21 protein-coding genes are annotated in these 21735 nt (G+C 43.2%); all 21 read right to left on the bottom strand.

The genetic code is table 11. The annotated features are described in order from the left end of the window. Positions 1-58: 58 nt before the first annotated feature. Positions 59-1172, bottom strand: a protein-coding gene (prfB, locus tag NSQ66_RS28235; RefSeq protein WP_143758633.1) for a peptide chain release factor 2 whose coding sequence is annotated in 2 segments (ribosomal slippage) — positions 59-1099 and positions 1101-1172 — 1113 coding nt in all. Because the reading frame shifts where the segments join, the coding sequence is not laid out codon by codon here. Positions 1173-1536: 364 nt separating this feature from the next. Continuing rightward, positions 1537-4044, bottom strand: coding sequence for a preprotein translocase subunit SecA (gene secA / locus NSQ66_RS28240; protein WP_036678509.1), 2508 nt, complete (start codon positions 4042-4044; stop codon positions 1537-1539). A 269-nt stretch (positions 4045-4313) separates the two neighbouring features. Then, positions 4314-4862: a ribosome-associated translation inhibitor RaiA gene (raiA, locus tag NSQ66_RS28245; protein WP_036678506.1), complete on the bottom strand. Its 549-nt coding sequence runs from the start codon at positions 4860-4862 to the stop codon at positions 4314-4316. Between the two features lie 229 nt (positions 4863-5091). Then, entirely contained in the window at positions 5092-6525 is a 1434-nt protein-coding gene (locus tag NSQ66_RS28250; RefSeq protein WP_051491023.1) for an S-layer homology domain-containing protein, read from the bottom strand. A gap of 317 nt (positions 6526-6842) precedes the next feature. Next, positions 6843-7040, bottom strand: a complete 198-nt coding sequence (locus NSQ66_RS28255) for a cold shock domain-containing protein (RefSeq protein ID WP_019915069.1) — start codon at positions 7038-7040, stop codon at positions 6843-6845. A gap of 234 nt (positions 7041-7274) precedes the next feature. Beyond that, a complete protein-coding gene (locus tag NSQ66_RS28260) occupies positions 7275-7589 on the bottom strand; it encodes a flagellar protein FliT (RefSeq protein ID WP_141118437.1) in 315 nt (104 codons plus the stop codon). A 13-nt stretch (positions 7590-7602) separates the two neighbouring features. After that, complete coding sequence (gene fliS / locus NSQ66_RS28265) at positions 7603-8001, bottom strand: flagellar export chaperone FliS (RefSeq protein WP_076140736.1); 399 nt, start codon at positions 7999-8001, stop codon at positions 7603-7605. 19 nt (positions 8002-8020) lie between these two features. Further along, entirely contained in the window at positions 8021-9544 is a 1524-nt protein-coding gene (fliD, locus tag NSQ66_RS28270; RefSeq protein WP_076140734.1) for a flagellar filament capping protein FliD, read from the bottom strand. A gap of 17 nt (positions 9545-9561) precedes the next feature. Next, positions 9562-9960, bottom strand: coding sequence for a flagellar protein FlaG (locus tag NSQ66_RS28275; RefSeq protein WP_076140733.1), 399 nt, complete (start codon positions 9958-9960; stop codon positions 9562-9564). Positions 9961-10215: 255 nt separating this feature from the next. Then, positions 10216-11460, bottom strand: a complete 1245-nt coding sequence (fliB, locus tag NSQ66_RS28280) for a flagellin lysine-N-methylase (protein ID WP_076140731.1) — start codon at positions 11458-11460, stop codon at positions 10216-10218. A gap of 486 nt (positions 11461-11946) precedes the next feature. Continuing rightward, complete coding sequence (locus tag NSQ66_RS28285) at positions 11947-13179, bottom strand: flagellin (RefSeq protein WP_076140728.1); 1233 nt, start codon at positions 13177-13179, stop codon at positions 11947-11949. Between the two features lie 242 nt (positions 13180-13421). After that, entirely contained in the window at positions 13422-13664 is a 243-nt protein-coding gene (csrA, locus tag NSQ66_RS28290; RefSeq protein ID WP_076140726.1) for a carbon storage regulator CsrA, read from the bottom strand. Between the two features lies 1 nt (position 13665). Then, complete coding sequence (locus NSQ66_RS28295) at positions 13666-14112, bottom strand: flagellar assembly protein FliW (RefSeq protein ID WP_076140724.1); 447 nt, start codon at positions 14110-14112, stop codon at positions 13666-13668. A gap of 115 nt (positions 14113-14227) precedes the next feature. Beyond that, a complete protein-coding gene (locus tag NSQ66_RS28300; protein ID WP_076140722.1) occupies positions 14228-14794 on the bottom strand; it encodes a DUF6470 family protein in 567 nt (188 codons plus the stop codon). A 16-nt stretch (positions 14795-14810) separates the two neighbouring features. Continuing rightward, positions 14811-15728 carry a flagellar hook-associated protein FlgL gene (flgL, locus tag NSQ66_RS28305; protein WP_076140720.1) on the bottom strand — a complete coding sequence of 306 codons (918 nt, stop codon included), beginning with the start codon at positions 15726-15728 and terminating at the stop codon, positions 14811-14813. 15 nt (positions 15729-15743) lie between these two features. Next, positions 15744-17327 carry a flagellar hook-associated protein FlgK gene (gene flgK / locus NSQ66_RS28310; protein ID WP_076106998.1) on the bottom strand — a complete coding sequence of 528 codons (1584 nt, stop codon included), beginning with the start codon at positions 17325-17327 and terminating at the stop codon, positions 15744-15746. A 54-nt stretch (positions 17328-17381) separates the two neighbouring features. Then, positions 17382-17882: a flagellar protein FlgN gene (locus NSQ66_RS28315; RefSeq protein ID WP_036678457.1), complete on the bottom strand. Its 501-nt coding sequence runs from the start codon at positions 17880-17882 to the stop codon at positions 17382-17384. A gap of 12 nt (positions 17883-17894) precedes the next feature. Further along, positions 17895-18182: a flagellar biosynthesis anti-sigma factor FlgM gene (flgM, locus tag NSQ66_RS28320; RefSeq protein WP_036678454.1), complete on the bottom strand. Its 288-nt coding sequence runs from the start codon at positions 18180-18182 to the stop codon at positions 17895-17897. Between the two features lie 103 nt (positions 18183-18285). After that, a complete protein-coding gene (locus tag NSQ66_RS28325; RefSeq protein WP_038574933.1) occupies positions 18286-18696 on the bottom strand; it encodes a TIGR03826 family flagellar region protein in 411 nt (136 codons plus the stop codon). Between the two features lie 166 nt (positions 18697-18862). Beyond that, entirely contained in the window at positions 18863-19717 is an 855-nt protein-coding gene (locus tag NSQ66_RS28330; RefSeq protein ID WP_249267653.1) for a ComF family protein, read from the bottom strand. Next, positions 19714-21726 carry a helicase-related protein gene (locus NSQ66_RS28335; RefSeq protein ID WP_076140718.1) on the bottom strand — a complete coding sequence of 671 codons (2013 nt, stop codon included), beginning with the start codon at positions 21724-21726 and terminating at the stop codon, positions 19714-19716. The genes NSQ66_RS28330 and NSQ66_RS28335 overlap by 4 nt, the downstream gene beginning before the upstream one ends. Positions 21727-21735 lie beyond the last annotated feature (9 nt).

Here is a 21735-nt window from a genome sequence, read left to right on the forward strand (position 1 = left end):
AAGAAACGGCCATCCCATCCTAATCCATGAATGGTATCCGTTTCCCCGAAACTCTCTTTTATTCTGCCTCAATCTTGATCTGGCTACGCAAGTAACCATCAATGAATGCATCAATATCTCCGTCCATCACAGCGCCAACATTCCCCGTTTCCACGGAAGTACGGTGATCCTTAACCATGTTATACGGATGGAATACATAGGAACGGATCTGACTGCCCCAAGCAATATCGGATTGCTCACCGCGAATCTCATCCAAATGCTGCTGTTGCTCTTGCAGTTTGCGCTCATATAGCTTGGAACGCAGCATTTTCATCGCTTGTTCGCGGTTTTTGATCTGTGAACGTTCGTTCTGACAGGTTACCACCACACCTGTAGGTAAGTGAGTAATCCGTACCGCGGAGTCTGTGGTATTAATATGCTGTCCACCGGCGCCACTTGCACGATACGTATCGATCTTAAGATCCTCCGTACGAATCTCAACCTCTACATCATCGGCAATTTCCGGAACGACATCACAGGATACAAAAGAAGTATGTCTTCTGCCCGAAGAGTCAAACGGAGAAATCCGTACTAGCCGATGTACACCTTTTTCAGCTTTCAGATATCCGTAGGCGTTGAAGCCTTTAATAAGTAGTGTGACACTCTTAATTCCCGCTTCATCACCCGGTAAGTAGTCCAGCACCTCAACCTTGAATCCACGTTTTTCAGCCCAACGGGTATACATCCGCAGCAGCATCTGGCCCCAGTCTTGGGATTCCGTACCGCCCGCACCCGGATGGAGCTCAAGAATAGCATTCAGCTTGTCATACGGCTGGTTAAGTAGCAATTGCAGCTCGAATTCATCAACTTTACTGCCTAAACTGCTGATCGTCTCCCCAATCTCTGCCGCAAGACCTTCATCGCCCTCTTCATCCGCAAGCTCCGCCATCATTGCAGCATCGTCGTATTCTTGTTGCAGCTTCTCGTATTGATCCACGGACGATTTCACGGCATTCATCTCGCCGATCACGCTCTGTGCCTGCTCTGGATTATCCCAGAAGCCTGGAGCAGCCATTTTTTCTTCAAAGTTCGAGATCATCTCTTGCTTAAGATCTAAGTCAAAGAGACCCCCTAAGGTCAGTTAGTTTCTTGCCTATTTCACGCAGATCCTGCTTTACATTAGCTTCAATCATATGGTCACTTCACCTTTCAAAATAGGTTGTTACGGTCCTCGCTATTGGAAAGTTAGTAATGAGTGAATGTTCAGCCATTCCGAGAAGGATTGGACTTCCGATCGCTGTTGTTTCCAGATTCCTTGAATTGATAACCGCATAGCGGTTGGAATCCCGAAACAAAGGCAACACTCCGTTTTTCCAGTTCCAAACCTTCTCTCCATTCCACATTCACTCAAGTGCTAAATATCCAAAAAAGCGACTGGGCCGTAAACGGGGGATACCCCCGGGCCCAGCCGCTCTTTATGGTTAGTATACCCATAGAGATCAGGGTTAAAGACTTACATCTTCAACACCTGAATATGAGCGCTACTAAACGTTTGTCTTATGCGTTTTGACCGTGGCAGTTCTTGTACTTCTTGCCGCTTCCGCAAGGGCAAAGATCATTACGACCAGCCGCAGCCTCAACATGTACCGGACGTTTCTCAGCAGGTTCGCTGTTAGTGGAAATTTTATTTTCCTCTACAACGGATTGACGCTCCTGATTTGTCTCGATGTGAGCCTTCATAATATAAGTAGCTACTTCTTCTTGAATCGTAGCCGTCATAGTATTAAACATTTCGAAACCTTCGAATTGATACTCGCGAAGTGGATCTGTACCACCGTAAGCACGCAGGTGAATCCCTTGACGCAATTGATCCATCGCATCGATATGATCCATCCACTTGCTGTCCACGGAGCGCAGCACAATTACCTTCTCGAATTCACGTACCAATTCTGAACCCAGGCGTTCTTCACGAGCAGCATATTTCTCAAGTACACGTTCGAAGATGTACTCAATGATCTCTTCTGCTTCCTTGCCCCACAGAATATCGCGAGTCAAAGCACCTTCTTCAAGCAGCTTGCTGTTTACGTAATCAGCAACTTCTTGCAGCTCCCAGTTCTCAGGAATATCGTCACTGCAGTGTGCGTGAACAATACGTTCAATAACTGGCTTGATCATTTCAAGTACGATATCTTTAATATTTTCAGACTCCAGAATCTCACGGCGTTGTTTATAAATAATTTCACGCTGTTGATTCATCACGTCATCATATTGCAATACGACTTTACGAATATCAAAGTTATTACCTTCAACACGTTTCTGAGCAGATTCCACAGCACGCGTAATCATGCGGCTCTCAATCGGCTGATCTTCCTCAAACCCAAGGCGATCCATCATACTCAAAACGTTGTCAGCGCCAAAACGCTTCATCAACTCATCACCAAGGGATAAGTAGAATTGTGTAGAACCTGGGTCCCCTTGACGACCCGCACGACCACGCAGCTGGTTATCAATCCGGCGCGATTCATGACGCTCTGTACCAATGATATGCAGACCTCCAAGATCTGTCACACCTTCGCCCAGAACGATGTCCGTACCACGACCTGCCATGTTGGTAGCAATCGTAACTGTACCTGGCTGACCTGCATGTGTAATGATTTCAGCTTCAGCAGCGTGATGCTTCGCGTTAAGCACTTGGTGTCTAACGCCTTTGCGCTTCAGCATTTCAGATACGAGCTCTGAATTCTCAATCGATACTGTACCCACAAGTACAGGTTGGTTCTTTTTGTGACGCTCTACAATTTCTGCCACAACAGCGTTGAACTTACCGTTCTCACTCTTGTAGACGACATCTGGCATATCTATGCGCTGATTTGGTTTATTCGTAGGAACTTGAAGAACTTCAAGACCATAAATCTTCTTGAACTCTTCTTCCTCAGTTTTAGCTGTACCTGTCATACCGCCCAATTTGCGATACATACGGAAATAGTTCTGGAAAGTAATCGTAGCAAGCGTCATGCTCTCATTCTGTACTTCGATTTCTTCCTTCGCTTCAATCGCTTGGTGCAAACCGTCACTATAACGACGGCCTGACATTAAACGTCCCGTAAATTCATCAACAATAACGACCTCACCCTCGTTAACAACGTAGTCTACGTCACGACGCATAATTACGTTTGCTTTCAGGGCTTGGACGATATGGTGATTCAAAGTTACATGACTGTGATCATACAAGTTCTCAATACCAAAAGCGCGTTCAGCAGTAGCTACACCTTTTTCAGTCAAGGCTACGGACTTCACTTTGATATCAACTGTGTAGTCTTCTTCAGCTTTAAGCTTTTTCACAAAACGGTCTGCTGCAAAGTACAATTCAGTAGACTTCTCAGCTTGTCCGGAAATGATAAGAGGTGTACGTGCTTCATCAATAAGAATGGAGTCCACTTCATCAATAATGCAGAAATAAAGAGGGCGCTGAACCATTTGTTCTTTATAAAGCACCATGTTGTCACGCAAATAATCGAAACCAAATTCGTTGTTCGTGCCATACGTAATATCGCAGGCGTAAGCATCTTGTTTATCAGCATGGTCCATACCGCTTAGGTTAACCCCAACCGTCATGCCCAGGAAGTTATAGATTTGTGCCATTTGTGCGCTGTCGCGCTGAGCCAAATAGTCATTGACCGTTACTACGTGTACGCCTTTACCAAGCAAAGCATTTAAGTACACTGGCAATGTTCCTACTAGAGTCTTACCTTCACCAGTCTTCATCTCGGAGATTCGGCCTTCATGCAGGGCCATACCACCAATTAACTGTACATCAAAATGCCGCATGCCAAGCGTCCGTTTGGAAGCTTCACGTACGGTTGCAAACGCCTCAGGAAGAATTTCTTCCAAGGTTTCGCCTTTCTCAATACGGGCGCGGAACTCTTCCGTCTTAGCTTTTAAAGCTTCATCGGATAATGCTACAAATTCCGGCTCCAATCCATTAATTACATCGACTGTCTTCATGAGACGTTTAACGTCACGATCGTTTGTGTCTCCGAATATTTTCTTTACAAGTCCTAGCATGGTTAACCCCTTTCATGCAACACAGATGGTGGAACCGAGCCCATCCTCACAAAATTGAAAGGGCCATTTATAAATTCGATTCCGCTGCTTCATAAATTGTAACAGTTTGTAAGAGATGCCGCAATACAAGGTGTAACAGCCACATTTTTCATATATACGCACAAGAGCCCTATTCGCTATAAGCGAATAGGGGCTCGGTTTAAATTTCTTAAGTCCTGACTAACTCTCGAGGCCCTTTATACTTAGAGCATAACTGGCATCATCGTATCTTAGCCCTGTTCAATCAGTCCATATTTACCATCATCACGTTTGTAAACTACGCTAACTTCCGAGGTGTCGATATTGGAAAACACAAAGAAATTATGTCCTACCATGTTCATTTGAAGAATCGCTTCTTCCACATCCATCGGCTTCATCGTAAAGCGTTTGTTCCTAACCACTTCTAAATCATCATAATCTTGTTCTTCTACAGCAACAGCGGCACTAGCTCCATCCACAAACAGCGTTTTGAGTCCCTCTTGACGGAACTTCCGATTCAGCTTCGTTTTGTGTTTGCGAATTTGACGTTCCAGCTTGTCCACAACGGCGTCTATGGAAGCATACATGTCATCGCTGCGATCTTCCGCACGAAGCGTCACGCCAGCAAGCGGAATGGTTACTTCCACCGTATGAAGGCCGCGAACTACGCCAAGCGTCACAGACCCTTCAGAGGTAGGGGGTGCTTCGAAATACTTCTCAAGTTTGCTGAGCTTCTTATCAACATACTCTCTCAAAGCGTCGGTCACGTCAATTTGTTGACCTCGAATGGTGAATTGCATGGCCACTCCTCCTTTAGTTACACCTTCATTATACCAAATTGTAAGCGCTAAGTAAAAAGCAATTCCTTACAGCCCTTACATTTAGATAACAAATGTTGTCATAGCGTTCACAAATAAAACAAGTCCGGTAAGAGCAACCAATCGCCCTACCGGACCAAAAGTAAACCTGTCGTTATTATAGTACGGATTCCACTCTTATATTCTCCGAATGAAATCACATAAGGTCAGGCTATTTGGTATGAATTTGAATAATTTCTACAGGGGACCATTGAGAACCCGATCCTGCAATAACATATACCTTATAGGCAGTATTTGCTGCTAAACCAGTTAAAGTCTGTGTATGCTTTACACCAGGAGCAAACGTAAGCGTGTTAGTCCATGGAGCAGCCAATGCAGTACCGCTACCATTTTGGCCTAAAGCAATCTGTGCTGCAGTAGGTGCCTTCTCATTTGCCGGCAATACTACATATCTAACTGGGGTTGTATCGCCACCTGTTACACCATATTTAACATATACATCTGCTGTAACTGTACTAACTTGTCCCGGCTCAAAAAGCGAAATCGAGCTAGCAGTAGCTTGAGCAGTAGTCAACCGAACTGTCGTTACAGTAGACAAGTTACCAGCTGCATCCGCAAGCGTGATATATGTTGCATATTCTGTACCAGGATTCAATCCGTAAACAGAGAATGTAACCGTTGTGTTAGCTACAGTCGCAACACTACCATGGATACCACTTGCAGTCCCGTTACTAATTTGTCCTTTTTCCACCTGTAATGCAGTTGGAGCAATTACATCAGCATTATAAGGAGCTACAACATAGTATACTGCACCAGTTACGGAAGGTGTCAGGTATACATCCGCTGTGACCGAACCAACATTACCGTAGGTTGCCCCACTTACTGTTGGCGCTGTGCTACTTCCGCCACCGTTACCACCGCCAGAACCTCCGCCAGTACTACCACCTGGAGCAGCAGTTGGGGTTGGTGTAGCTGTTGGTGTCGGAGTAGCCGTTGGAGTTGGTGTAGGTGTTACACCACCACCTGTGCCACTACCAGGATAATAGATAGCTGAAGTATTGATAATACCTACAGCCTCGGCACGTGTTAACGATCTCTTAGGACCAAAGGTTCCATCTGGATAACCGTTAACAATCTTCTTTTCCACTGCGGCTGCTACAGCACCTTTTGCCCATGCTGCAATTTGTGCATTGTCTTTAAATTTGTTCGAAGTTGTATTGGTGCTCAATTTAAGTAATTTTGCAGTAATTACAGCTGCTTCTTCTCTTGTAAGCGGATTATTAGGACGGAACGTATTATCCTCGTATCCTCCGATATATCCAGCTTCCACGGCTTTAGCCACTTCACTGTAATTCCAGTTTGTGCTCTTCATGTCTTTGAAAGTTACTGTTGCTTTAGTTGTAAACCCTAACAGGCGATTTACCATAGTCACATACTCACCACGCGTAATTGCTTTGTTTGGTTTTACCGTTCCATCTGGGTAGCCTCCAAGGTAACCTCTATCTAGCCATTCCTGCAGCTGACCTTGCGCCCAGTGGCCTTGAATATCCTTAGGTACAGCTGCAGCAGATACGCTGCCGAGAGACCCCAATAACATACTAGTACCTAATATTCCGGTCATAAGACCGCGCCACATCTTCTTCATCCTGCTAATCACCCTCCTAATTGTTTTGATAGCTTAGGCTATATTGAATTTCTTCGTGAATGTAGTAACCTAGGCTAACATAGTGTGTGTCGAGGTAAGATAAACAGCTCAACGTATATCTATTACCCACCTTTTGCAGAGTTCTAACATTTTCCATAAAATGAATTTACAAAATAGGCTATTTTCTTTACTAGGATTGGCTATACTAGACACATATGAACGCACAAAAAAAGGATCTTGGAAGATTCCAAGATCCCTGCTAGCGCTGTCTAAATTGCTAACCATCTACTTATATGTAGTTCGGCTTCGCCGGATGATTATAATTTGATTACGTTAGCTGCTTGTGGTCCACGTGCACCTTCAACGATATCGAATTCTACGGATTGACCTTCATCCAATGTCTTGAAACCATCAGTTTGAATCGCGGAAAAGTGTACGAATACGTCGCCACCGTCTGCAGTCTCGATAAAACCATAACCTTTTTCTGCGTTAAACCATTTTACTTTACCTTCCATTGATTAAACATTCCCTTCGTCATCAGATGAACGTGAGTCTTGCTCACAATTCGACTATACCACCGTAACTTCTTTATTGTCAATTGGAAAAGAAAATGTTTACATTCAATAATTTACCACGTAAAATAAACTATTAAATTTTCCATAAACAAGAAATAGATTCGGTACAATGATCAAAAAAAGGAGCAGACGGTATTTAATACCCGTCTACTCCTATAGTGAAACACCGATAAATTATTTTTTGCGATCCATAAGAAAACTATCTGGGGTGTAGGCGGCCTCGTAGGCGTTGCGTTGTGTTTTGGCCTGATTCCGCTTCTGCAGCCAGTCTTGAGCTTCCAAACGTAAAGTGTTCATTCTATTTAAGATCACATTATCATGTTCCAAGATTCGATTTATTTCTTGCTTCTGTGCAAGCGTCGTTCGACAAATAGTTGCTTCTTCTGCAATAGAATCGACAAGTTTCTGGCGTTCGTCTACAAAAGCCTCTAACTCCTCATAGGTAGTCTCTTGAAGACGCTCTTCGATCTCCCGGGTGAGTTGATCCAAACTCCGGATTAATTCATCCATGAGCACTTTCAGCCTGTCCCTGACCCACAGCGATCTTCGATGCTTGTAGCCAAGTTTCCCGAAGCTCGGTTAAGTAGCCAATAGCCTCTTCTGCTTTTTCTGGGCTTTTGCGAATATTGGCTTCAATTAAAAGATGATTAGTATATTCATAAAGTGAGAACAAATTCTTAGAAACTTCATAAGAATGATCTAATGTCGACATCAGTTCACTCATAATTGTCTGGGCTTTACCGAAATTAAGATTTGTTTTCTCAAAATCTTGTTTTGTAAGTCCATCAATTGCCGTTCTTACAAAGCGGATCGCTCCGTCGTACAACATGATTACCAACTGTGCTGGAGTTGATGTTTGAACTGACGACTGACGGTATTTGTCATATGGAGAAGTCATCATGTATATTCACCTCTATCGGTTATTGTGCCATAAATCCAGACAATGCTGAAGACTGAGAGTTATATTTATTCATTGCTGTTTCCATGGCCGTAAACTGTTTGTAGTAGTTTGTCTCCATGTTAGCAAGGCGCGTCTGAAGTGCTGCGATCCTAGTATTATAATTAGTCAATCGCTTTCCCATTAAACTATCTGTCTTAAAGGCCATAGTTACATCTGATGAAAACTTTGAGGTTCCTGCTTTAGTCACAATTCTATCTAAAGTATTTCCAACAGTAGTAATTAATTTATCGAATAATCCATCAGCACCAGACCCACCTTGAAATAAATTAATGATTTTCTGTGGATTATTTAAAAGTGATTCTTTTAATTTAGTTTCATTAATATATAGTTTTCCATTTTCACTATATGAACCTGTTGTTATACCAATCAAACTGAGATCTCCCAATTTGTTTGAAAGTTCATACCGCATCGAGGATATAGCCGACTTCAAAATCTCATCATTTCTCAGCAATCCACTTTTTGCTTTCTTCTCCCACAATTCAATATCATTATCCGTCATTTCTTTCTTTTGCTCATCAGATAGAGGTGTGAAATCCTTATACCTCTCTTCGTCGATTTTACTTTGTAACATGCTTATCAAATCATTATAGTCCTTCACAAAACTAGTGATAGTTTCTAAAGACTTTGTCGAATCTGATTGAGTAGTGACTGTTGTTGGATTCCCGGTAACTGTCGTTGAAAGTAAAGTAAAACTCACACCGTTCAATATAAAATTATTACTATCAAAACTTAATTCTGTGAACTTAGTTGGGTCAGTATTATCAAGGACCTTAACCTTAGCTTGCTTAAAATCAGTATTGGGACCAGTTAATCCAAACAAATCAATCAAGCTATTGCTACTCGTATCTGGTGCTGTATTTGGATCCGGATCTACTACTGTGTTCGCACTTAGTGTGAGTACATTAGAACCATAAGTTTTTGAAGCTATCGAAAACTTACCTGAGACCTCATCAAATACAGCTGTAACGTTGGCTTTAGTATTTATATTAATTTTTGAAACAACATCAGATATACTTGCATCCTTGGAAAAACTGAATTCTGTTCCATTAATTGTAATATTATAGGCCGATGTAGCAGAAGCGCCAGTAAGCGCGCTTAGCTTAGAGGCGGATGTAATCTTAGTTCCATCCGTCAATGTTATAGCTCCTGTTTCCCTAGTTACTGGTTTTGCTAACTGAGTAATCTCCATTTTCATTGGGATCCCATTTGCATCTGCGGTTGCATCGGCCTTCAATGCAGTTGTATTCCCGCTGACAACAGATGTCTGGGTATTTAATGCAGACGACTTATCATAAGCCTTTAACTTTGTATTTTGAAATTCGATAAGTTTGCTATTAATCTCACGATAGTTGTCACGTTGCCACTGAAGCGTCTGCTTTTGTTGATTTAACTTATCCAAAGGTATACGTTTGGCCGCCATCATTTGCTTAACGAGACTTTCAACATCTAGTCCGGAAACTATCCCGCTGACACGAGTTACCATGTAATCATCCTCCGCTCCTATATTCTTTCATCAATCATTATACCTACAATTTCCATCATGTTCGCAACAAGATCCAGTGTTTTCTCAGGAGGAATTTCTCTAATTAATTCTCCAGTTTCTTTATTGAGCACCTTTACCATGATGGCATTGGTTTGCTTATGTACACTGACCTCAAACGTAGTCGTTGGACCCTGCAATGCTTTAAGGGCTCTATCTAATGCCTTTATAACCTGTTCTTCTCCGGTAGAGACAGAGAACCCTTGGGACTCCAACTTCTTTAATTCAACATTGCTACGTAGTTGTCCTAACTTGATAGTTTCTTCTTTGTGCTCATTCATAGGAGTTGCAGATAATGTCCCCCCCGTATCCATTATTTTTTTTGTATAACTTCCAGAATTCGAAAGGCGAACATCCATACTGGAACCCCCTATATAAGTGTTATTTATACTATATCTATCGGTTATTCTGTACAGTAGATTAATACAATCATAAAAATTATCTTTTTGGGTGCCATTTTGCTAAACCATTCTTAGTTTTTTTTGATATTTTATGATGCACTGTTTCAACATATCGTTTTAAAAATACATCTATGATTGTCATTATAGCTTTATCTTATAAAGCCAGAAAAGGCTTCTCTACGGAGAAGCCTCGTTATGGTGCACATACTTCATTCAGTTATTTATTAGAATAGCCATATAAGCCATAGAGGTATAGCTATTTTTCTTAAGTAATTCAATTACATCACGCAAGTACAATGGATTGTGCTCAACTGTTTTGGAAAATGATTGAATTAATTTAATAACATGATCAAAGCCAAAAGCTTCCTTATGGTGTCCAGCCATTCCAATTAAATGTAATTTGATTAGGGAATAGTGAACAACAAGCATAATATATGCTTCAAAGACATTTCCATCGCTTGTTCTTGGGAATAAATTTTTGTACACATAATTCACTAAATAATTTTCTAATATATATTCATGTTCTGACATAAATAGAGCATAATGTTCATCGTATGCCTTTTGGTATCTTTCTGCAATTTCCTCAACTGTTGAATCCTTAGTGTATTGAATTCCATGAAGTACTTCGCCAAAACACTCCATATAGCGTTTACTTTGTATTCCGTGGAATACTCGGACATCGGCTAATTCTTTTAAGAGCTGCATTTGAATTGCTACAGAGCTAGATATACCCGATAAACCTTCTCTGAAACTACCATCCTCCAACAAAATAGTATATGATGCTATTTGCTGTGGAATACCACTTAAGTTCCCTTCATTAATATACCCATGTATCTTCTGGTAGAACATTCCAAGAATTGTAACTCTATGAGCTAAGGAATAACTCCGGTTCTGTAATACTTGTATAGTAAAAATACGAAGCTCCCAAAAATAGCTTTCCATTTTCTGAATAGCAATTTTACTATTAGTATTCAACTTCTTACTAATCATATTTCGGGAGTGTATTGATTCTTCCATCTCATTAAATTGAATACCTTCTGGGTTTAACAAAGCTAACCGGGCAGCTTCAGGGCAAGATAAAGTAGCGGATTTCTCTAAAATTTCATTAACTTGGTTTGTGACACGAGGATAAGTACTACATACATTAGAAAGGTAATCTTCTCCTAATTCCTTTTGTATAGAGCATAGTTTATCTTCATTTAGAAGTGGGCATGCAGTATCTGACTTCATCACTATCTTTGCATAATTCCCTTCCGAAGGATTGGAACGATTACGTTTTATATGCTTGCTTAAAAGGGGTTTAATTTCCCAATCGCCTACATTTTTATACTTCTTATAGGTTTTTTGATCAATGTCCACTCGCCACCCTACACAACAAGTATCTTCACATGCTGATCCTATACAAGCGAATTTCTCTAAATAACTTGGAACAAGAACTATGCGTTTTTTTTCTGTCATAATTTATTTCTCCCTCTAGTTTAGAAATCCTTGTAGACTTATTATCGGCAGATCGACCGATCAAATGAAGTTAATTACTGTCTAAGATTAATTGATAGATTTCTACAGAATTAAGAAATAATATATATATGTAGGATGCTTTCTAGCTCTTTTTTTAAATCCTGATAATTGGGCAAGAAGAAGTTATGAATCACACATTTAGCTCGATCGCAATTATGATATTCCAATATTGATACAACCTCTTCGATAATACCCATAAAATTTCTAAATATTCTTCTATTTGCGTGGTATCAATATCTATGTCACATATAGATATCGAACGTTCCATCTGATCTATCGCTGATACCACATCATAAAATACAAGCAGTGCAATAACTCTATTATCTTTCTCATCACATCGAAGTATCTCACCATTGAGTTCCCTTCTATAATTAAATAAAAAAAGAGATCCTGCTGAATACAGGATCTCTAATTGAATCATAGAAATTAACGAAGCAATTGAAGAACACCTTGTGGCTGTTGATTAGCTTGAGCCAACATAGCTTGTGCAGCTTGTGCAAGAATGTTGTTCTTTGTTTGTTCCATCATTTCTTTAGCCATATCAACGTCACGAATACGGGACTCAGCTGCAGTCAAGTTCTCGGAAGAAGTTCCCAAGTTGTTGATTGTGTGCTCTAGACGGTTTTGAACAGCACCTAGTTTAGAACGTTCTTTGGATACCAATTCGATAGCGTTATTAACAGAGGTAATTGTACCTTGTGCCTTTTCTCTTGTAGAGATATCAGCACTATTAATTGTGAATTTAGAACCATCCGCCAACGCACCTTTAATTCCTAAGTCGGTGTTAGCAATAGTGACTGCTTTGCCATCTAACTCCGTAATATTACCACCAGCAAACTTACCTACGATTTGTCCATCTCGTATTACATTTGCGCCTTGGACTTCATAATTACCTGAAGACAAGTTTGATCCAGCGGCAGTTAATTCTTGTCTAAGTTCAGCTTGATTGTTTTTAATAACAATAGTTGAACCATCTGCTGGTGTGCCCTTTGTGAAGGTAATTTGTACAGTACCAGCCGCATCTTTTACAGTATCACCAGCTATTGTACCAATTTTTGTACCGCTAGCATCTTTAACATCCGTACCATCAACAGTATATGTTCCATCAGCAAAACCTGTTGATGCAACACCAGACTCAACAGTAGAACTTGCAGTCAATGCAAGTGCCGCGGAACCCATTGCTGCAACTGACAAGTCAATAGTTTGCCCTTGGTTCGCACCAATTTGGAATGTTCCCTTGAAAGAACCATTCAACAACTTTTGAGTATTGAACTCAGTTGTAGTCGAAATTCTATCAATTTCTTTCACTAATTGGTTCATTTCTTCTTGAAGTTCTGAACGATCTGAGTTTGTATTTGTATCAGTTGCAGATTGAACAGATAACTCACGCATACGTTGAAGAATGCTATGAGTTTCATTCAATGCACCTTCAGCAGTTTGGATCAAAGAGATACCATCTTGAGAGTTCTTTGCAGCCATATCCAAACCACGGATTTGTCCACGCATTTTTTCGGAGATTGCCAGACCAGCAGCATCATCACCTGCACGGTTGATGCGAAGACCGGAAGACAATTTCTCGATGTTCTTGCTAGTTGCTGCAGTGTTTGCACCCAATTGACGGTGAGTATTCAAAGCTGCGATATTGTGGTTAATAATCATTTGATATTTCCTCCCTGAAATTAAATTAGTTCCACATCCATGTGGTAAACGCTGATCCATTAAGGTCGGCCGCCCTGCTGGCTCAGCGTCTAATACATATATCGACGGTATGCACCCAACTGTTTAGAGCAAATCAAAGTTTTTTTGAAATTTCTTGGTTAAATTCTCCAAAATAAAATAAAAAACCCGAGTCAGCGATTACGAAGTCCCAGGTTTTGGATTATGTGTGTGCTACATGTCAATCATTCATTCTTATTTACACCACGAAGTCGATGGATCAATGCATTCAAATCAGACTGCTGAGGAGCGACAGACTCACGGTTAGCCTTTTGGATCGAGAGATATACCTCTTTACGAAAAATATCGACATGTTTTGGTGCAGAAATACCAATTTTTACCGTGTCACCATCTACGCTTAAGATTGTCAGCTCAATCTGATCTTGAATGACAATAGACTCCCCTTTTTTACGGGAAAGTACGAGCATATCATCCACCTTCCTTTCCATCTATAACCGACTGATCTTGCAGAAGGCTATGCTTCGTATGATAAGGGGCTCTATGCAAAACAATTTGTTTTCCCGAATGGACTACCGGATTCAATACAACGGGTGCCAGAAGATTAATTGTAGAGTGATCGACTGGTTCCTTCAGTGTAATCACGCAACGGACGATCACCTCTGTGTCGATTTCTAACTCTTCAGCCTCATCATCAGGCAGTTCGAATTCATAAGATGGAAAAAAAACAAACGGATCGCCTAGCAGAAACGATAATCCCTTTTCTCTTATAGACTGTAAATACGCAAAGGGCGTCTCAGGCATCTCAATTAAGATAAAGTCTGTTTCATCGTCAAATCCTGGTAAACCTTTAGAAAAATGATAAATCTGCTCCGTATCCACTTCTAGTTTGCCCCAAGATAGTGTTTCTATAATCAAGTTGTTCACTCCTCAAAAGTTTTGCTATGCAAAACTAGCTTCTTACGAGATTCTATTACATTATATAGCACAAAAGCTATAGAGGCGCTTTCTGGCACATCTACAGCTTAAGGAGCTACAATTGAACATTCAATTCTGGTGGAATAAACTGAATCGAAGCATATTGCTGCATATATATATTTAACTTTCCACGAGTATATTCAATTTCCGGATTACGTCTTTCCACCTGAATGTCGACTTTCACAGCTCGAAAATCGATTTGCGGAGCTCTCGTTTCGATTTGAATATCAACATTATCGTAGGATGCCGGGCCTCGAATCTCTGGAAACGAATTTGGCTCTGTATCCATACCGTATACTTCCGCAATTGTATTACCAGGTCTAAAAAACTGAGCCATTCGATTGCCTTGCTCAACCTTTCTCGCAATGCCCTGAAGGTATAACTGTTGAATTCCGGAATAGATACGCTTGTTCATATCCAGCATCTTTCCACCATTATAGGCTTCCCACGCTCGTGATTGATCTATGGTAAGCTCAGGCCGAGTCGAGTGAACCGTAAATTGCCCAGGGGTGGTTGTTACATTGATCTCAGCCTTAGGCTGGGTTATCGAATATGCGCCGGGGTCAGCATCAATCCCAATCACAGCAGGTGTCTGACGGATTTGCAATATCGGCCGAAGCAACGAGAACCACCTCCGTTTATCTTATAAAGTCTACGAGTGTTGTGGAAATAATCTTTGCACCCACAGACAAGGAGGCATTATAGATGTTCTCTTGTATCTTTGACTGCATTATCAAACCTTCGTAGTCAGCATCTTCAGTCTTAGCCTGAAGATCAGTTAGGTTGATATTCAAATCACTTAGTCGGTCTTGCATTAGCTCCACGCGGTTAGTCTTCGCTCCTATTTCCGACCGAGCCGTTAAAATAGATTCCATACGTGTATCAATTGAACCAAGTTGTGCCGAAACCCCAGAGTAATCACCAGACTTCAAAGCATCTGATAATTTATTAATGATTGTAAACAGATTATCTGTATCCCCCGTATTACCAAATATCTCATTACCAGACGTGCTAATGGGCATTCGCACGTCTTCACCTACGATAAACTGAATCTGCCCAGTATCCGTAGTAATTGGCTTAGATACATCATATGAGCCATCTGCACCTTTAACGAAATCATAAGGTTTCGTGTTGTATTGCTCGCCATTAAAGATATACTTACCATTCAACGTACTGTTAGCAATATCCACAAGTTGGTCTTTTAATTGCAATACTTCTGCATTGATACTGTCTAGTGCGGATTGTGGATTAGTTCCTGTCGCTGCTTGTACGGACAGTTCGCGAATCTTTTGAACGACATCTCCAGCTTGACCCAGCACTGTATCATTGTAATCAAGCCACGAAAGAGCACTATCTACATTCTTAGTATATTGTTCATTAGAGGAAAGCTCCGCACGGTAGCGCAGGGAATACGTGATCCCTACTGGATCATCGGAAGGCTTGTTGATTTTGCGTCCGCTGGAAAGCTGTAATTGTGTATCGTTCATTGTACGTGCATTGCGGTTTAAGTTAAGCAGAAGCTGTGAATTCATCATGTTAGAGGTTACTCTCAACATACGCTATATCTCCTTTTATCTGCCGACTGTGCCGGTGGAATTGATCAATTTGTCGAGCAGTTCATCAAAAGTAGTCATAAAACGCGCTGCGGCACTATAAGCATGCTGGAAAACTAGCATATTCGACATTTCTTCATCCAGGGATACACCGCTGACTGATTGACGACGGGAGTTAACTTGCTCTACGAGATAATCTGAGTTATCCGTCTGACGTGCAGCCTCTTGGGATTGAATACCAAGTTGACCAACCATAGAGCTGAAAAGCCCACCAACAGTGTTGCTCACACTACCGTCTGGCTTAGTAAATTTACTATCCTTCAGGTTCGTCAATAGAAGCGCCAAGGTGTTATTTCCTTTAACGACTTGCGTATTTCCATTCGCATCAACAGTTGTACGAAGCGAAGTTGCAAATAGATTTACGTCAGCTGCAATTTCCGGATTCAGTTTGATCGTTCCAGCCTCACCTGATGTTACAAAGAAATCGCGTCCGACGCTTCCATCCATCGCGTAACCTAACTTGTGAAGTCCGTTTAACCCTTTGACAATGGTCTTGGCGTCCTCATACATTGTTGCGCCCTTAGGCATGGCCTGACCAGCGGTCAAAGTAACTACGGTACCGTCAGCTTGTGTAATCTTGGCATCACTAGTCAACACTGTGCCCTCAGGAAGATTGGAGCCAGCTGGCACTGTAATTTCAACGTCACCTGTAGCAATAGTGCTCGCCAAATCATTGAGCTGTTTCTTGTAATCGGCAACATAGGTATTATTGGAAAAAATCATTCCGTAAGCCTCGCCGCCCTTCAAGGTTCCGGAGGCATAAGCATTATTAAGAAACGCGCCATCTACGGTTGCAGTTACTTCCCCACCCTCTACGAGAGGTTGTCCCCCTAAAGAAATGTTATAACCTGCTTCCGTCTCTACAACAGTAATATTAGCAATTTTGGAGAGCTTGTCCGCCATCAGGTCGCGTTGATCACGTAGATCGTTCGCATGATCCCCCATACCCTCAATCTTATAGATCGATTTATTTAGATCTGCGATAGCGGTCAGGTAACCCTGAGCTTCTTTTGCCTTAACATCTATATTAGTGGTTAGATCCCGCTCCAGATTATTCAGTTGCGTGCTCATATAGTTCATAGCATCCGTCAAAGATTGTGCAGTTTGCACTACAATCTTACGGGCTGTTGGATCTTCAGGGTTCTTACTTAGATCCGACCACGATTTCCAGAAGTTATCCAAAACTGTACGAATACCTGTATCCGATGGCTCATTAACGATAGCTTCCAGCTTAGAGAGCGTATCTGCTTGAAGACTCCAGTTGCCGAAAGCAGCGTTCTCACCACGGTACTGATCATCCAGAAACATTTCTCGAATCCGATCGATAGATGAGAATTCCACCCCTGTCCCCATTTGACCGGGAACGGTAGATTTTAACAATCCGTACGCTTCAATAGGTAAAGAGGCTTGCATATTAACACGTTGACGAGTATAACCTTCGGTATTCGCATTAGCGATATTGTGTCCAGTTGTATTAAGAGCTGCGGTCTGAGTAAAAAGGCTGCGTCTCGCCGTCTCTATCGAGTGAAATGTGGATGTCATGCTTCTTACTCCTCCTTATGTTCTGCTCCGGCAGAACACTTCATCAGTACAATTCTAACCTCGTGCATCAAAAATCCCCGACCGATTTACGTTGTTACCTTTGTCGGACGGACGATGATAAGTGATATCCTGATTTGGTCTTCCGACCAACAGATCCAAAGAATAATCTATAAATGTAAGCGACTGCTCTATCAGCTTCTGATTTAGGTCATTGGCTTCTTTCAGGCGATGCAAAGTGCCTGAAAGCTTCTGCTGAATATGCAGCAGTCGTGCCTTGTCTTCAGGGTCAAAGATAAGCCTGGACAGCTCCGTTAGATTCAGGTTCAGGTTGGAACGAATACCCACACCTTGCAAAACGGTATATGCGGCTAATATTCGCTCTTCCTCGAGCTGCCCAATTACCTTCATTAGCTTGGATTCACGATTAAGGATGTCGATTAACGCATCCACCTTGTTATCCATAATTGTCTGTTTCTTCTCAGCGGCCAGATCCAGCATTTGAACATGCACTCCATCTAGCCGCTCCAATAGTTCTATTAATGTCGTCAATGCCATGGATGTTTTCACCTAATTCTCGGAGGATTGCTTGAAGTAAGGGGCGAGTTTCTCTGCTAGCTTAGATGCATCAACTTGATAGGTACCTGCGGAGACCTGCTGCTTTAGATTGTCGATCTTAAGTGCGCGTTCTGGATCATTCTTGCCAGTGTTTTGTGCTTGCAAGAGTTGAATCGCTTCATCAGAGATCGAAACCTCATCCTTGCGTGTGCTTTTCTTCATTTGTTCCTGCCTTTGCGCTTCCGCGCTGCGTTGATACGGATTAATCGCGTTAATTCGTCCGGTCTCGTTAATTTTCATAACTTCCACCTTCCTTCTAATATAAAAAAGCCGATAATCTTTACTAAGTTTATCGGCGTAGACTGAAACATTCTTTATAGCTGCAAACGTTTTTTTGCAGATTTTATAGGTCACGCAGCTTATCTATGGCACGATATGCACCATCAGATGTCTTTTTAGTAGTATCCTCAGCAGAATTTTCCTTGACAGCATTCGTGAGATCTTTCCTGAGCCGGCTACGACAGCTGTCACACATATGGCCATCCCGAATCAGTGTACCACACACTTCGCAAGGGTACATCATATTGGGTGCATTAGCTATAGAAATCCGGCCTTCTCGAATAAAGCGGGTAATCTCTTTAATAGAAATCCCCGTAGCATCGGAGAGCTCCTGAATGTTGGTTCCTTTGTTTTCCCGTAAATAATTCACGCAGATCTCATATTCATGCTCCAGCTCTTTGATACAGGCCTGGCACAACCCCATAAGATTCTTGACAAACAACCGGCCGCACCTTGGACAATTGTCTAGATTCATAACAAGCAGCCGCTCCTCTCCGTACATTCTGTGCAATGCATAATATTCTTATGCTCCTAGATTACATGATTGCAAGGAATTCGTCTATGGGACAGAAGAAACGCTACCAACCGCAACTAATCCTTAATGAAATAGATATAGCTGTTCACAATCATGCATTTTCGCTTTAGGAACGCGCCCAGGTTAGGCTATAGATTTCTGCAGCATAATCATAGTTTGAAACCATTTGTTTTAGAATTCCGGCACAAGCACGAATCGTGCTTCCCGTTGTATAGATATCATCAACAATAATAATTCGAATAGGACGGCTTATAGGTGAGTTATCTTTCAGCCAATCCTTAAATGGTGTGGAGACTGCCGGATTCGCTCCAAAAGCATTCTTCATATCTGCCAGTCTCTCCGCACGTCCTTTAAAGCTCTGCTTAACCGTATGATGCGTACGAATTAGTAGCGGTAGCTGAGGAATCTTCCTATGATGAGATAGAACATCGGCCAATCTTTCCGCTTGATTGAACCCCCGGTCTAGAAGCCTTGAATCACTGACAGGTACCGGAACTAATAAATCAGCTGACCAAAGGCTGTTTTTTTTGTACCTTTTATGTTGAATAAGATGAAAAAACGATGCCTTCTGGGATGAAAGAGCCCCCTGTTGCTTCTCCTCCTTTAGGGTTAAATATGCCCTATCCAGCATGAGACCAAGCAGAGGGGCATATCGTTCATTCCCGCGATATTTATATTGACCGAGCCATTCTCTCATCTCATTAGTGTAGGCTACCGCACTCCGGTTACATACAATGGGTGAGGGCTCAGCGCTGCGAGTACAGTCTGGACAGCCTACATGCCGCCCACATATCAAACAACGCGGAATGCGTATCCAAGGAATGGATTCCGCACAATTCTTACAGATACCAGGCAACTGTGAGGACTGTGGGCTGTACTTCCCGCAGGTTAGACATTGAGGCACGGAGGGGGTAAGGAGGAAAGACAGAGATTTTCGTAACCCTGTAAGCTTGGTATTCATATAGCCCCACCTTTACGAATATATCCTTGGCGGCGAGCGATGATATTCATAGTACGAATCTGAGCAATCGCTCCACGCTGGGATCGGCTCCACTGAGGGGAGGCAAATACAACATGCCCGTCAGGATCGTCTTTAGAACGACCAGCACGGCCTGCCATCTGAACCAAAGAGGCTTCGTCAAAAAGACCACTGTCTGCATCCAAAATAAACACATCACTGCGTGGCACGGTAACTCCCCGTTCCAGGATCGTAGTAGTTACTAACAAAGAGATGATACGGTTGCGAAAAGCAGTCACCTTCTCTGCCCGAAATGAATCCTTGGACGAGGTGCCTTCGATAACCACGCCAGGAAAGCTACGACGAAGTAGGATCAGCAAGCCTTCGATATGAGCTATGCGAGACACAAACAGAAAAATTTGTGCTTTTCGCTCCAGTGACTTTTGAAGATTCTGTATAAGCGATCTTGGCAAACTTCCACGCTTCAGAAAGGTTAGAACAGAGGGCATACTCAAATGCTGCGGGATAGGCAAGGGATGACCATGGAAGCGGACAGGCACTCTGGCATGTGGAAGCTTGCCTAACCGGACCAAACGCTGCATTTCTTGTGGTGGCGTAGCTGATAAATAAATGAAAGAGCCGTCCACTTTACAGGCTTGTTCAGCGGCATAGGCCAACATAGGATCATTGTGGTAGGGAAACGCATCCAGCTCGTCAATGATTACGAGATCAAAACCTTGATGGAAGCGCAGGAGCTGATGGGTGGTAGCGAGCGTTAAGCGACCGCTCACCCAGCGATCTGCGCTGCCGCCATAAAGTACGGCGATGTCCTCCGCCGGAAAAGCCCGGGCGAGCCGCGGCGCGAGCTCAAGTACGACGTCGCGGCGCGGCGTCGCTACCAGCGCCCGCCCTCCGGCGGCGAGCACAGCCTCTAGGAGCGGGAAGATCATCTCCGTCTTCCCCGCTCCCGTTACCGCCCAGAGCAGAAACCGCTCTGGGCAGGTACTGGCGGAGCGCTTGCGCGCCTCCGCCAGAAAACCCAGCGCAGCGCCAGCGGCTCCCGCCTGCGCTGGGCTCAGCCCCCACCGGCCTGCGGCCGCGGCGGGGTCAAGGGCGGCCGTGCACCGCACGGCCGGAAGTGCTGCGCTGCGCAACAGCAGCGCACAAGCCCGGCTGCGCCCAAGCGCGAGGCAGGCCTCGCAATAGGCGCAGCCCATAAGCCCGCACGCGGCGCATACCGTGCGACCGGTGGGGACGCTGCCGCAACGCAGGCAGCGCGAAACCGCGCGGCGAGCGACAGCGCCGCGCCGCAATATGTGCGGCAGCCTAGCCGCCGCACGCATCATAACGCCAGCTCCCGCAGGGAGCTGGCGGGCCCGCGCCCCGTGCGCAGCCGGGGCTGCATTGCCTACGGCGGCTGTAAGCATCAGCCGCCCCTGTAGATGCGCCAGTTGTGCCGCCTGGCGCCAGCATCCCCCTAGCTCTGGCAATTCTTCTGCCAGCAGCGCTTCTACTTCCGGCTCCAATAAAGAGCGCCCAGCCACAGCCCCCAATAATTGTTCTGAATCCGATTCTAGTAATCCAGATTGAAAATCCTCTTTTTCACACCAATCGTATCTTTCATTCTTCTTATTGTCCTGATCTATTCCGAAACTTGATTCATTAGGCTTCCATATGAATATTCCATCATTCAGCCACTGTGCCTCCCACAGTCCCCCTGTCTCTTTCTCCTCTCTCAACTCAGCCTCAAGCATACTATTAATATATTGCCCCCACTCCTTAATCCCCCAGGTGCCCATTACGCTTCTTTGTTTAAAGTTGTCCCGGAGCTTCACAGCCCAACCTAGCGGCAACGCAGAAGAAAGCAGAACCAAACTATTCGCCGCTAAGGAACTCCCAGCTTTCTTCTCCGGTCTAGCTACAGACCACCACCATCTATCCACGCTAAGATCTAATGAAATTTCAACCCTCCAGCTCCCCTTGCATTCCACAGCATATACAGCGACTTGCATAATAATCCC

This window comes from Paenibacillus sp. FSL H3-0329, from assembly GCF_037963285.1.
In the GTDB taxonomy this organism is placed as follows: domain Bacteria; phylum Bacillota; class Bacilli; order Paenibacillales; family Paenibacillaceae; genus Paenibacillus_AQ; species Paenibacillus_AQ odorifer.